Genomic DNA, 12,840 nt, shown 5'->3' with positions numbered 1-12,840 from the left:
ACATACATGTCATTGCAAAATATTTGCCAGCTTTTGCAAATAAATAACCTGTTGATTTTAAAGGAAATTAAACATCGTTAGAAAATTCGCGCGGTTTTTTCGCCCTGTTTTGGGTCGATAGGTAGCGTTTTGCACTCACCCGTGCGCTGTCAGGCGTCAGGCGTGGGGGCAGGGTTCGCGGTGAGTATTGGCGTGAATCCCAGGTGCTCAAGCAGTCGCGCCATATCGCGGACTGCGATCGACAGGGTCGCGGTATTCACCAGCGGATGGCAGAGAATCCTGTCGCCGTTCCACACCTCTTCGGCGATCACAACCTGGGTGGCGCGCTGCACGTCATTGCACAACCCCAGCAATGACACCGCTCCCGGCTCCACGCCCAGGGTTTCCATCAGGCGGCGCGGCGAGGCGAATCTCAGGCCCTTGAGGCCGAGGGTTTGCGAGAGTGCACGCAGGTCCAGGCGCTGCTCGCTCTTGAGCACCACCAGGGTGGGATTCAAGCCTTTGGCATCGCACAGGAAGATGTTCTTGACCGCCTGCCCGCTGATTCCGATGTCCAGTTTGTCGGCTTCTTCGCAGGTGCGCACGGCGCTGTGTTCCACGTATTCATAGGCAATGGAGCAGGTGTCGAGCAGGTGTAGAACGTCTTTGGGTTGAAGCATTGGCAAGGTCCCCGGGTATCGCTTTGTCTGCGCCAAAAATGGCAAAGGCCCGCCGTCCGAAAAGGAGGGCAGGCCGTTTGACGGCGTGGTTGTCAGTTCAGGTGATGGGCCACCAGGTCGTTGATTTTCCCGCTGCGCACCTGGTCAATCACACTGGCCATGTCAGCGTAAAACGCGCGGTCGTTATCCGCCACCGGCACTTCACTGCGCACCAGGTCATAGACCGCCTTGGTCGCGGTCGATGCCTTGTTCACATCGTGGAAATCCAGGGCCTGGCACGCGACCAGCACTTCGATGGCCACCACCGACTGGAGTTTTTGCGAGACTTTGTAGGCCTTGATCACCGCGTTGTAGGCCAGGCTGACCGGGTCTTCCTGGTTGCCGCAGGTCGAGACGCTGTCGATCGACGATGGCATCGACAGGGTTTTCATCTCGGCGTACAGCCCGGCGGCGGTGTACTGGACGATCATGTAGCCGCTGTTCAGGCCCGGGTTGCGCACCAGGAAGGCCGGCATTTCGCTGAAGTGCGAGTTGATCATGCGGTCGGTCCGGCGCTCGGAAATTTTCGCCAGGTTGGTCAGCGCCACACACAGTGTGTCGGCTGCAATCCCGATGTAGGTGCCGTCGAAGTTGGCGCCGGAAATCGCGATACCGTCACCGTCGTCCAGCGGGAAAATCACCGGGTTGTCGCCCGAAGAATTGATTTCGCGCTCGATGGTTTCCCGCGCGTAGTTGATGAACTGCCGGGAAGCACCATGCACTTGGGGGATGGCACGCAGGCTGTAGACGTCCTGCAGGCGGTAATCGATGTTGTCTGCGATGAGCTGGCTGTCGTGCAGAATAGCCTTGATATTGGCGGCGGTTGCGGCCTGTGCGGGGTGAGCCTTGATCGAGTGGTAGCGCGGGTCGAACGCGCGGATGGTGCCCTTGAGCGCCTCCAGCGACATGGCCGCCGCCATGTCCGCCAGGTCCGCAGCCTGCATGGCGTTGTACAGCGCCAGTGTGGCGATGGCGGTCACCGACGTGGTGCCGTTCAACATCGCCAGGCCTTCCTTGCACTGCAGGTCGGTCGGTTGCAGGCCGACCTGTTGCAGGGCGGTTGCGCCATCCACCAGTGCACCGCCCTTGACGCTGGCGCGGCCTTCGCCGAGCAGCACCAGGGCCAGGTGGCCTTCTACCGCGAGGTAACCCACCGAGCCTTCGCCCGGCGCAAAGGGCACCACGTCGTGGTTGAGCAGGCCGGCGATCAGTTCCAGCAGTTCCAGGCGCACCCCGGAGTAGCCTTTGCCCAGGCTGATCAACACCATCAACTGGATCGCCCGCACCTGTTCACGCACCAGCGGTTCGCCGACGGAAACAGCGTGGGAACGCACGATGTTGACTTGCAGTTCCTTGGCGTTTTCCGGCGAGATCACATGCCGCACGTTGTCGCCAAAACCGGTGGTCACGCCGTACACCAAACGGTTTTCATCGAGGAATCGCTCGATCAACCCACGGGACTTTTTAACCCGGTTCTTGTAACTGTCGGCAAACGAAACAGTGGCCGAATAGCGGGCGATCGCCACGAACTCTTCGATGCTGGGTTCTCTGTCGCCTAACACGACATGGGTAATTTGTTCAGGCAGGGTTTTCATCAGCGACTCCAGCAGGGCGTAACGCAATGGGGTGGGAAGTGGTTTCACTCTACGGGTTGCACTGACTGAAGAAAATATGCGGTTTTCTGTTACTTTTAGTAGAAAATCTAAACTACTGAAGTAGCGAGATTCCCCCATGAGCCGTTTACCGCCGTTGCGCGCGTTGCAAGTGTTTGAAGTGGTGGGCCACTGCGCCGGTATGTCCCAGGCGGCGATTCGCCTGGGGATCTCGGTGGGCGCTGTCAGCCAGCAAATGAAACTGCTCGAAGATGCCCTGGGCATGAAGCTGACGCTCAAGGACGGCCAGCGCCTGCGCTTGAACAGCGTCGGCGAACGCCTGCACGCCCGCTGCACCGCGGCGTTCGAAGAACTCAGGCTGGCGGTGGCCGAGGCCGAGCGGGCGAAGAATCCCAACAACCTGTATATCAGTTGCCTGCCTTCGCTGATGACCAAATGGCTGTCGCCGCTGATCGACGAGTGGGGGCAGGACGAAACCGACCTGGACATCTACCTCGACAGCACCCTCGATGATGCATCGGGGGAGGAAAGTGCCGACTTTCGCATCGGTTATGGCGAGCACCCCGAGCACGCGGGGCATAGCGTGCCGCTGTTCCGCGATTGTGTGGTGCCCACCTGTTCACCGCAGTTGCTGGAACGGGTTGCGTGCGCGCGGGACTTGCTCGATTACCGCCTGATCGGCATCGACTCGCGGCCCAAATTCGATTCGCCGCCTTCGTGGACCCAATGGTTCAGCGAGCTGGAAGGGCAAACCGGCCAGCCCATCGTGATCCGCCGCAATTATTCATCATCGATTACCGCGATCCAGGCGGCCATCGACCGGCAAGGCATCGTGCTGGCGCAGTTCTCAATGATCGCCGGAGACCTGCGCGCCGGTCGGCTGGTGATTCCCTGGCGGTTCGCCGTGCCGCTGGCGGCGCCGTACTACCTGAGTTGGCACCCCAATACCCTGCACAAACAGCAGTGCCGCGGGTTTCAACGCTGGATGATCGGGCAGGGGCAGAAACAGGAGAAAATTACCGCTGCCATGCTTTCTGCTGCGCACTTTGATCATTAAGTTGTCACTTACGGTCATTGAGCGCCAGCCGGTGGACTCTTAGTCTGTGGGACATAAACCGATGGAGTGCCATTCGAGCGCTCCACGTCCCGTGATGATCCGTTGTGGAGCTGTACCATGACCGCTGCTGCCTACCCGCACTTGCTGGCCCCGTTGGACCTGGGTTTTACCACCCTGCGCAACCGCACCCTGATGGGCTCGATGCACACCGGCCTTGAAGAAAAACCCGGTGGCTTCGAGCGCATGGCGGCCTATTTTGCCGAACGTGCCCGTGGCGGCGTGGGCCTGATGGTCACCGGCGGCATTGGCCCCAACGATGAAGGCGGGGTGTATGGCGGTGCGGCCAAGCTGACCACCGACGAAGAAGCGCAGAAGCACAAGATCGTCACCCGGGCGGTGCACGAGGCGGGCGGCAAGATCTGCATGCAGATCCTCCACGCCGGGCGTTATGCCTACAGCCCGAAGCAGGTGGCACCGAGCGCGATCCAGGCGCCGATCAACCCGTTCAAGCCCAAAGAGCTGGACGAAGAAGGCATCGAAAAACAGATCAATGATTTCGTCACCTGCTCGGTGCTGGCCCAGGTCGCCGAGTACGACGGCGTGGAAATCATGGGTTCGGAAGGCTACTTCATCAACCAGTTCCTCGCCGCCCACACCAACCACCGCACCGACCGTTGGGGTGGCAGCTACGAAAACCGCATGCGCCTGCCGGTGGAAATCGTGCGCCGGGTGCGCGAAGCCGTAGGCCCGAATTTCATCATCATCTTCCGCCTGTCGATGCTCGACCTGGTAGAAGGCGGCAGCACCTGGGAAGAAATCGTGCAGTTGGCCAAGGCCATCGAGCAGGCCGGTGCAACCATCATCAACACCGGCATCGGCTGGCACGAAGCGCGGATCCCGACCATCGCCACCAAAGTGCCGCGTGGCGCGTTCAGCAAGGTCACCGCGAAGTTGCGCGGTGCGGTGCAGATTCCATTGATCACCACCAACCGGATCAACACCCCGGAAATCGCCGAGCAGATTTTGGCCGAAGGCGATGCCGACATGGTCTCGATGGCTCGCCCATTCCTCGCCGACCCGGACTTCGTCAACAAGGCTGCCGAAGGCCGCGCCGATGAGATCAACACCTGCATCGGCTGCAACCAGGCCTGCCTGGACCACACCTTCGGCGGCAAGCTGACCACCTGCCTGGTCAACCCGCGTGCGTGCTACGAGACCGAGCTCAACTACCTGCCGGTCAAGCAGATCAAGAAAATCGCCGTGGTCGGTGCCGGTCCTGCGGGCCTGGCGGCCGCCACCGTCGCCGCCGAGCGTGGGCATCAGGTGACGCTGTTCGATTCGGCCAGCGAGATCGGCGGTCAGTTCAACGTCGCCAAGCGTGTGCCGGGCAAGGAAGAGTTCTTCGAGACCCTGCGCTACTTCAAGCGCAAGTTGCAGACCACTCACGTCGAACTGTGCCTGGACACCCGGGTCGACGTTGAGCAGCTTGTTGCGGGCGGTTATGACGAGATCATCCTCGCGACCGGCATCGCGCCGCGTATTCCGGCGATTCCCGGCGTGGAAAACGCCAAGGTATTGAGCTACCTCGACGTGATCCTGGAGCGTAAGCCGGTGGGCCATCGCGTGGCGGTGATCGGTGCCGGCGGTATCGGTTTTGACGTCTCGGAATTCCTCGTGCACCAGGGCGTGTCCACCAGCCTGGACCGCGAGGCGTTCTGGAAAGAGTGGGGCATCGACACCCACCTGGAAGCCCGCGGCGGTGTGGCCGGGATCAAGCCCGAGCGCCATGCGCCGGCGCGTGAAGTGTTCCTGTTGCAGCGCAAGACCTCCAAGGTCGGTGACGGCCTGGGCAAGACCACCGGCTGGATCCACCGCACCGGCTTGAAGAACAAGCAGGTGCAGATGCTCAACAGCGTCGAGTACCTGAAGATCGACGATGAAGGCCTGCACATCCGCATCGGCGCCGAGGGTGAACCGAAGGTGCTGGCGGTGGACAACATCGTGATCTGCGCCGGGCAGGACCCGCTGCGGGAATTGCAGGATGGCCTGGTGGCGGCCGGGCAGAACGTGCACCTGATCGGCGGCGCGGACGTGGCGGCCGAGCTGGATGCCAAGCGCGCCATCAACCAGGGTTCGCGCCTGGCGGCCGAGCTGTAAACAGGTAAAAGGGGCGGTGGTAGACTACCGCCCCTTTTCTTGTGCAGAACCGCCCTCATGGGTCCTTTCGACTGGCTTCCCCACGCGCCCCTTGAACCCCTGAAGCTGGACTGGATGGGGCCGGTGGAAGTCGCCGTACTGCGCCTGGATCGCATCGACCCGCTGATCAGCGGCAACAAGTGGTTCAAGCTCACCGAGCACCTGGCGCAAGGCCGGGCGGCGGGCGCCAGCGGGATCATCAGCCTGGGCGGCGCTTACTCCAATCACCTGCATGCACTGGCGGCGGCCGGGAAACGCTTCGGCTTTCCTACCGTTGGCTTGCTGCGTGGCCATCCGCAAGACACACCCACGGTGCTCGACCTCAAGGCCTTCGGCATGCAACTGCATTGGCTGGGGTATGGCGGCTATCGCGCGCGCAACGAGCCGGACTTCTGGCTGCCCTGGCGCGAGCAGTATCCGCACCTGCACCCGGTACCTGAAGGCGGCGGGGGCCTGGCGGGCGCGTTGGGTTGCGGGGTTTTGGTGAATCAGGCGCAGGCGCAATTACACGGCCTGGGCTGGACGGACTATCACGGTTGGTGGCTGGCGGCAGGCACCGGTACTACATTGGCGGGATTGGTGCTGGCGGAGGCGGGCGCGCATCCGGTATATGGCGCCCTGGCGGTGCCCGACGACCACGGGGTGGCGCAACAGGTGCAGGCGCTTGTGCAGCAGGGTTATGAATTGCTGGAAGCCAGCCGGGGCGGCTTTGCCAAGGTTGATCCGGAGTTGCTGGCCTTTATCGACGCTACCGAGCAAGCCTGTGGCCTGCCGCTGGAGCCGCTGTACACCGGCAAGGCGTTATTGTCGTTGAAACAACAGATTGAAGCTGGGAGATTTTCCCCCGGCACCCGCCTGATCTTCGTCCACACCGGCGGCCTGCAAGGCCGCCGGGGTTTCCCTGTTGCACCCGGTTAATGTAGGAGCTGGCTTGCCTGCGATGCAGACACCGCGGTGTATCAGTGGCACCGAGGTGATGCTATCGCAGGCAAGCCAGCTCCCACACACGCCAGCTGCCACATTCAATCCGTGGGCTTACTGAAGGTTCCCTCTCTTGCCGGGCATCATCCTCAACGCAGTGTTGTCTCGCAGCACATAGTGATGGGCCAATCCGGCCAACGCATGCAGCCCGATCAGCCAGTAGCCGATCTTGCCGAACAGCACGTGCCAGCTTTCAATTTCCTTGGCCAACGCCTTGTTCTCGGCAATCAGCGGCGGCAACTCGATGCCGTAGAACATCACCGAATGCCCCTCGGCGCTGACGATCAGCCAGCCGGCGATGGGCATGCCGATCATCAAGGCGTACAGCGCCATGTGCATCAGGGTGGCGAGGAGGGTTTGCCATTGCGGCGGGGCCGGTACGATCTTCGGTGCAACGCCCAGGCTGCGGGCGAACAACCGTAGCCACACCAGCACAAACACCGTCAGGCCGAACATGAAGTGCATTTCCACAATCAACGTACGGCCGCCGCTGCCTTTGGGAAACTGCCCGCGTAACTCAATGCAGGCGTAGACCACCGCCAGCAGCACCACCATCAGCCAGTGCAACGCAATCGACATGGTGCTGTAACGCGTATCGGAATTTTTCCAGGGCATCGCTTTCTTCCTCACTCATCAGGGCAAACCTCCGTTCTTTGCGACGGAGTCCTTTCAATGTAAGCCTGTTTTACGAGGTTTGCCCGTGAGAGGAGGGTGTATAGGCGATCTTTTGATCTCGATCAGTTGCCCTGCGGCATTTCACCCCGTGCCAGGCGCTGGTTGATGTCGGCGATCACCGCAGGCAGGTCGGTGATGGTGTCGATCATGTAGTGTGGGCGCGAGCCTTCGAACATGGCCTGGATACGCGTGCGTTCGCTGGCGAGTGTGCCGGCGTCGAGGGCGCGGAACTGCTCGTAGGTCAGGCCCAGGGCGTTGCCCGAGCAGGTCAGCGCCACGGTCCACATCCCGGCGCGACGGCCTTCGAGGATGCCCGGCACGGTGTCGTCGATCTTCACGCAGGCCGCTACGTCATCGATCCCGAGGGCGATCACGTTGGCCAGGGCCTGGGCCGGCCATGGTCGGCCGTTGGGTACTTCGTCGGTGGCGACCACGTGGTCGGCGATATAGCCGTTGGTGGCAGCCAGTTCGACCACCTTGTCCATCACCTGCTTGGGGTAGCCGGAGCACGAACCGATCTTGATCCCTTGCTGGCGCAGGTTGGCGATAGTGTCCAGGGCACCGGGGATCAATGCCGAGTGCTCGGCGATCTTCTCGATCTGCAGCGGCATGAAGCGCTGGTAGATGGCGGTCACATCATCGTCAGTCGGTGTGCGGCCGAAGGCCTTGCGGTAACGCTCGGCCAGCTGCGGTTGGTCGCACAGGGTGCGGATGTGGTCCCACTTGCCCATGCCCATCGGGCCACGGGCTTCTTCGATGGAGACCTGCACGTCGAACTCGGCGAAGGCTTCGACAAAAATCTGCGTGGGCGCGAACGAGCCGAAATCGACCACGGTGCCGGCCCAGTCGAGGATCGCGGCTTGAAGCTGGGTTGGGTTTGCGTAGTTCATGGTTCAGATCCTGTGAGTAGTGGGCAGTCAGATGTCGAGCACGTTCATTTCTTGCAGCACCTCGGCCACCGCCGCGACGGCGGCTTGCATCTCGGCCTGGTTCACATGGCCGATGCAGCCTACGCGGAAGGTTTCCACCTGGGTCAATTTGCCGGGATAAAGGATGAAGCCCTTGGCCTTGACCCGTTCGTAGAACTCCTTGAACTGGTAGCGCGGATCTTTCGGCGCGTGGAAGGTAACGATGATCGGCGCCTGGATCGCGGCGGGCAGGAAGCTGCGCAGGCCCAGTTCGGCCATGCCGTCCAGCAATGCCTGGCAGTTGTCGGCGTAGCGCTGGTGCCGGGCGGGCAGGCCGCCTTCTTCGTTGTATTGCAGCAGCGCTTCGTGCAGCGCCGCCACCACGTGGGTCGGCGGTGTGAAGCGCCATTGGCCGGTCTTGGCCATGTAGCTGTGCTGGTCGAAAAGGTCCATCGCCAGGGAGTGGCAGTTGCCTTGGGCTGCAGCCAGCGCCTGCTTTTCAGCGAACACAAAACCCATCCCCGGTACCCCTTCCAGGCACTTGCCGGAGGCGGCGATCAGTGCGTCGAACGGCACCTCGCGGGCGTCGATCGGCAGCGCGCCGAAGGAACTCATGGCGTCGATAATCAGGCGCTTGCCGTGGCGGGCGATGACCTGGGCGATCTCGGGCAACGGGTTGAGAATCCCGGTGCTGGTTTCGCAATGGATCAGTGCGACGTGGGTGATGCCCTTGTCGGCGTGCAACAGGCGTTCGACGTCGGCGGCGGTGGTGGGTTCGTCCTCGGCAGTTTCAAAGGTACTGAACTCGCGGCCGAGCACTTCGCAAATCTTCGCCAGGCGCTTGCCGTAGGCGCCGTTGATCAGCACCAGCACCTTGCCGTCCCGTGGCACGAGGGTGCCGATGGCCGCTTCCACGGCAAAGGTGCCGCTGCCTTGCAATGGCACGCAATGGTGGCTGGCGGTGCCGTTGACGATCACCAGCAGTTGCTCGCAAAGACTGGCGGTCAGTTGATTGAAGCGGTCATCCCATGAACCCCAGTCGACCATCATGGCCTGGCGGGTGCGGGCCGAGGTGGTCAAGGGCCCCGGGGTCAGCAGGATCGGCGCGGCAGTGCTCATTCGTGTGTCCTCGCAAAACATTGGGATGAAGTTACGGCGCCTAAATTGCAGTTTGGCTTGTTATCAATCAAATTGTTTGTTGTTATGCGAGCTATCAGTGAGGCCGATAGCTATGAACCTGTTTCAACTGCGTGCGTTTGATGCGGTGGCCCGCGAGGGCAGTTTTACCCGGGCGGCCGAGCGCCTGTTCATCAGCCAGCCGGCGGTGACCGGGCATATCAAGGCGCTGGAGGAGCACTACCAGATCGCGCTGCTGCGGCGTACCGCGCGGCGGGTGGAGTTGACCGAGGAGGGCACCAAACTCGCGGCGATCACCCGGGCGATCTTCGGCCTGGTGGAAGAGGCGCAGACGTTGCTGGAGGCCAACCGGCAATTACTTACCGGGCGCCTGGAAGTGGCGGCGGATGGGCCGCACATGGTCATGCCGATGCTGGCCAGCCTACGGCAGCGGTATCCGGGGATTACTGTCAATTTGCGCCTGGGCAATGCGCAGGAAACCCTCGCGGCGCTGTTGTCGGAGCGCGCCGATGTGGCGGTGTTGACCGAGGTGGAGCCGCGCAAGGGCCTGCACTTGCAGCCGTTGATCGAGTCACGGATTTGCGCGTTGGTGCCGGCCGGCCATCCGTGGCTGGCGGAGCCTGCGGGGATTCGGCTGGAGCAATTGGATCAGGTGATCATGGTGTTGCGTGAACCCAGCTCGATCACGCGGCGGACCTTTGACGATGCCTGCGCCCAGGCCGGCGTGCAGCCCCGGGTGTTGCTGGAACTGGACAGCCGTGAGGCGGTGACGGAAGCGGTGGCGGCCGAGTTGGGGGTTGGGGTGGTGTCGTCGATGGAAGTCAGCCGGGATCCGCGGGTGCACGCGATTCCGATCCAGGGCGAGGGGCTGGTGAACCGGCATGTGATCGGGTGCATGGAGCGGCGGCGGGAGTTGCGGTTGATTCAGGCGTTTTTCGAGTTGGCGCCTTAGAGGGTGTTGGCTTGAGATCTAGTTGGCCCCTTCGCGAGCAAGCCCGCTCCCACATTCGACCGCGTTCCATCGGTAGAACTCGGTCGAATGTGGGAGCGGGCTTGCTCGCGAAGGGGCCCTCAACTTCACCGCAAACTTTCCCGCACAATCTCCAGAAAAGTCGCCACCACCCGCCGCGAACTCTGCTCCTTCAAGCACACCAGTGTTTCCTTCATCCGCTGCGTACAGTCACGGATCGGCATCGCATACACCCGCGAATCTGCGCCAAACTCCGCAGCCGACACCACCCCCACGCCAATCCCCACCACCACCGCCTCCCGCGCGGCTTCGCGGCCTTCCACCTGGATCGCCGGGCGAATGCGCAGCCCGGCCTGGTGCATTTCCTGCTCCAGGGTCTGGCGGGTCACCGAGCCGATTTCCCGCAACACCAGCGGCGTATCGTCCAGGTCCGCCAGGCAGATCGACTCGCGGCCCGCCCACGGGTGGTTGCGGGCGACAAACGCGAGCAATTGGTCATCGGGCAGCGGCAGTGACAGCAGCCGCTCGTCGTCCACATCGCGCCCCAGCAGCGCGAGGTCGGCCTGGTAGTTGTACAGGCGAAACAGTGATTCATCGGTGTTGCCGGTTTCGATCTTCACGCTGATGCCCGGGTACAACTGGCAGAAGCGCGCAATCTGCGGCAGCACATGCACCGGGGCGTCCACCGCGAGTGTCAGGGTGCCGGTTTGCAAGGCGCGGGAATCCTGCAACAGCTCTTCGGCTTCCGCCGCGACGGCAAACAGACGCTGGGTGATGCTCAACAGGCGCTCGCCGAGGTCGGTCAAGCGCACCGAACGTTTGTTGCGATGAAACAGCAGCACGCCGAAACGTTCCTCAAGCTTGCGCACCTGGTCGGAAATGGCCGGCTGGCTGAGGAACAAGCGTTCGGCGGCGTGGGTAAAACTGCCGTGTACGGCCACCGCATGGAAGGCTTTGAGTTGCGCGTGAGACACCGACATCGCGAATCCTCTTACAAGCTCAGCTTATATTTGAAATACGATAAATCGATTTTACCTATTAGTCAGCCATTGCTTTGATAGCCCCAGTCGCCGTAGGTCGAGTCCTACACCTTCGGCGGCCATGGGTTTTCTGCGTGCTCACCAGCAGGACTCATCTGACCAGCACCGTCGCCTCCCAAGCGCCGGTACTGCAGTGCTCAACAATAAAAATACAGGCGTTTGCTTTTCATTCTGCCGGCACACTCACACCCGAGGTCAGAACCACCATGAATACTCCCTTGAGTCACATCAAGCGTTGGCGCGTGCAGATTTTCGCCATCACCTGGCTGGCGTACGCGGCCTTCTATTTTACCCGCAAGGCTTTTTCGGTGGCCAAGCTGGGGATCGTCGACGACCCGAGTTTCCCGCTGGACAAGATGATGATGGCCAACCTGGATGGCATCTACCTGGCGGCCTACGCCGTTGGCCAATTCACCTGGGGCATGCTCGCCGACCGTTTCGGGCCGCGTGTGGTGGTACTCGGCGGGTTGCTGATTTCAGCCGCCGCCGCCCTGGTGATGGGCACGTTTGCCACGTTACCGATCTTTGTCACGTGCATGTTGATCCAGGGCCTGGCCCAGTCCACCGGCTGGTCCGGGCTGTGCAAGAACCTTGGCAGTTTCTTCCCGGCGCAGCAGCGTGGCCGGGTGCTGGGTTTATGGAGCTCGTGCTACGCCTTTGGTGGCCTGGTGGCGTCGCCGTTTGCCGGATGGTGGGCGTATACGCTGATCGGCACCTGGCATGCGGCATTTATCTCCAGTGCGGCTGTGGTCTTCGTGGTCGCGGTGCTGTTTTTCATTTTCCAGCGCAACACGCCACAGGATGTGGGGTTACCGGCAGTGGAACCGGAACCGGAACAGACTGCCGCCGAGAAGAACGCCAGTGTGCTGGAGCCGCTGCGGGCCATTTTGCGCAACCGCACGGTGTTGACCCTGGGGCTGGCGTACTTTCTGTTGAAACCGGCGCGTTACGCGATCCTGTTGTGGGGGCCGGTGATTGTGTATGAGCAGATGCCGTCGGTGGGCAAGGTCGGTGCAGCGATTGTGCCGACGGCGTTCGAGCTGGCGGGGTTGCTGGGGCCGATCATGATCGGCATGGCGTCCGACAAACTGTTCGGCGCCCGGCGCATGCCGGCCTGTGTCCTCAGCCTGCTGGCGCTGACCGTGGCCCTGGCGTTGTTCATGGGCGCCTTGCACACCGGCAGTGTGGCGCTGGTGATGGCGCTGCTGTTTGTGATGGGCCTGACCCTGTACGGGCCGGACTCGATGATCAGCAGCACCGCCGCCATCGACTTCGGCACCGCCAAGGCCGGCGCGACGGCGGCGGGGTTCGTCAACGGCTGCGGTTCGGTGGGGGCGATCCTTGGCGGCTTGCTGCCGGGCTACTTCGACACGGTCACGGTGTTTATCGTGTTTGCCGGTGCCGCGCTGTTTTCCTCCCTGGTGTTGATGCCGTACTGGAACGCCAGGCCGGCGGTGCTGGCGCAGGTGGGCGACTTCGTGCCCGACCGTGAACGCGCCATCAATCCCTTGCGGACCTGAGGGGCATGGCCGGTTTTTTGGTGGATTAGAGTGTTTCAGCGCTAT

General features: G+C 62.1%; 11 protein-coding genes. 5 read left to right on the top strand and 6 right to left on the bottom strand.

The genetic code is table 11. The features are described 5' to 3' along the window. Positions 1 to 149: 149 nt before the first annotated feature. Complete coding sequence (locus QF039_RS17935) at positions 150 to 659, bottom strand: prolyl-tRNA synthetase associated domain-containing protein (protein WP_177021436.1); 510 nt, start codon at positions 657 to 659, stop codon at positions 150 to 152. Positions 660 to 751: 92 nt separating this feature from the next. Beyond that, positions 752 to 2,293, bottom strand: coding sequence for a histidine ammonia-lyase (hutH, locus tag QF039_RS17930; protein WP_307519830.1), 1,542 nt, complete (start codon positions 2,291 to 2,293; stop codon positions 752 to 754). Between the two features lie 136 nt (positions 2,294 to 2,429). On the opposite strand from hutH, the gene QF039_RS17925 reads away from it, so the two are divergent. From QF039_RS17925 to QF039_RS17915, 3 genes are all read left to right on the top strand, one after another. Then, the gene (locus QF039_RS17925; protein WP_003212414.1) at positions 2,430 to 3,368 is read left to right on the top strand and encodes a LysR substrate-binding domain-containing protein; all 939 of its coding nucleotides are present in this window, start codon (positions 2,430 to 2,432) and stop codon (positions 3,366 to 3,368) included. Positions 3,369 to 3,485: 117 nt separating this feature from the next. Beyond that, entirely contained in the window at positions 3,486 to 5,525 is a 2,040-nt protein-coding gene (locus tag QF039_RS17920; protein ID WP_307519828.1) for an NADPH-dependent 2,4-dienoyl-CoA reductase, read from the top strand. Positions 5,526 to 5,582: 57 nt separating this feature from the next. Beyond that, positions 5,583 to 6,482, top strand: a complete 900-nt coding sequence (locus QF039_RS17915) for a 1-aminocyclopropane-1-carboxylate deaminase/D-cysteine desulfhydrase (protein WP_307519826.1) — start codon at positions 5,583 to 5,585, stop codon at positions 6,480 to 6,482. Between the two features lie 117 nt (positions 6,483 to 6,599). Here QF039_RS17915 and QF039_RS17910 read toward each other — a convergent pair whose 3' ends face one another. The 3 genes from QF039_RS17910 to QF039_RS17900 all read right to left on the bottom strand — a co-directional run bounded on the left by QF039_RS17910 (position 6,600) and on the right by QF039_RS17900 (position 9,247). Beyond that, complete coding sequence (locus tag QF039_RS17910) at positions 6,600 to 7,160, bottom strand: cytochrome b (protein WP_307519824.1); 561 nt, start codon at positions 7,158 to 7,160, stop codon at positions 6,600 to 6,602. A gap of 122 nt (positions 7,161 to 7,282) precedes the next feature. Continuing rightward, a complete protein-coding gene (phnX, locus tag QF039_RS17905; protein ID WP_307519822.1) occupies positions 7,283 to 8,110 on the bottom strand; it encodes a phosphonoacetaldehyde hydrolase in 828 nt (275 codons plus the stop codon). A gap of 27 nt (positions 8,111 to 8,137) precedes the next feature. Next, complete coding sequence (locus QF039_RS17900; protein ID WP_307519820.1) at positions 8,138 to 9,247, bottom strand: 2-aminoethylphosphonate--pyruvate transaminase; 1,110 nt, start codon at positions 9,245 to 9,247, stop codon at positions 8,138 to 8,140. Positions 9,248 to 9,359: 112 nt separating this feature from the next. Here QF039_RS17900 and QF039_RS17895 point away from each other — a divergent pair, with 112 nt between their 5' ends. After that, a complete protein-coding gene (locus tag QF039_RS17895; RefSeq protein WP_003212427.1) occupies positions 9,360 to 10,217 on the top strand; it encodes a LysR substrate-binding domain-containing protein in 858 nt (285 codons plus the stop codon). A gap of 125 nt (positions 10,218 to 10,342) precedes the next feature. On the opposite strand, the gene QF039_RS17890 is transcribed toward QF039_RS17895, so the two are convergent. Beyond that, on the bottom strand, positions 10,343 to 11,215 hold the full coding sequence (locus tag QF039_RS17890) for a LysR substrate-binding domain-containing protein (RefSeq protein ID WP_003212428.1): 873 nt from the start codon (positions 11,213 to 11,215) through the stop codon (positions 10,343 to 10,345). Between the two features lie 266 nt (positions 11,216 to 11,481). Between QF039_RS17890 and QF039_RS17885 the strand changes: the two genes are divergently transcribed. Next, complete coding sequence (locus QF039_RS17885; protein ID WP_102369529.1) at positions 11,482 to 12,795, top strand: MFS transporter; 1,314 nt, start codon at positions 11,482 to 11,484, stop codon at positions 12,793 to 12,795. Positions 12,796 to 12,840 lie beyond the last annotated feature (45 nt).

The organism is Pseudomonas sp. W2I6 (genome assembly GCF_030815935.1).
Lineage (GTDB): Bacteria > Pseudomonadota > Gammaproteobacteria > Pseudomonadales > Pseudomonadaceae > Aquipseudomonas.
This window is presented reverse-complemented; position numbering and strand designations above follow the sequence as displayed.

Coding starts and splice junctions, on each gene's coding strand:
- QF039_RS17935 (WP_177021436.1), bottom strand. CDS start 659: ATGCTTCAACCCAAAGACGTTCTACACCTGCTCGACACCTGCTCCATT.
- hutH (WP_307519830.1), bottom strand. CDS start 2,293: ATGAAAACCCTGCCTGAACAAATTACCCATGTCGTGTTAGGCGACAGA.
- QF039_RS17925 (WP_003212414.1), top strand. CDS start 2,430: ATGAGCCGTTTACCGCCGTTGCGCGCGTTGCAAGTGTTTGAAGTGGTG.
- QF039_RS17920 (WP_307519828.1), top strand. CDS start 3,486: ATGACCGCTGCTGCCTACCCGCACTTGCTGGCCCCGTTGGACCTGGGT.
- QF039_RS17915 (WP_307519826.1), top strand. CDS start 5,583: ATGGGTCCTTTCGACTGGCTTCCCCACGCGCCCCTTGAACCCCTGAAG.
- QF039_RS17910 (WP_307519824.1), bottom strand. CDS start 7,160: ATGCCCTGGAAAAATTCCGATACGCGTTACAGCACCATGTCGATTGCG.
- phnX (WP_307519822.1), bottom strand. CDS start 8,110: ATGAACTACGCAAACCCAACCCAGCTTCAAGCCGCGATCCTCGACTGG.
- QF039_RS17900 (WP_307519820.1), bottom strand. CDS start 9,247: ATGAGCACTGCCGCGCCGATCCTGCTGACCCCGGGGCCCTTGACCACC.
- QF039_RS17895 (WP_003212427.1), top strand. CDS start 9,360: ATGAACCTGTTTCAACTGCGTGCGTTTGATGCGGTGGCCCGCGAGGGC.
- QF039_RS17890 (WP_003212428.1), bottom strand. CDS start 11,215: ATGTCGGTGTCTCACGCGCAACTCAAAGCCTTCCATGCGGTGGCCGTA.
- QF039_RS17885 (WP_102369529.1), top strand. CDS start 11,482: ATGAATACTCCCTTGAGTCACATCAAGCGTTGGCGCGTGCAGATTTTC.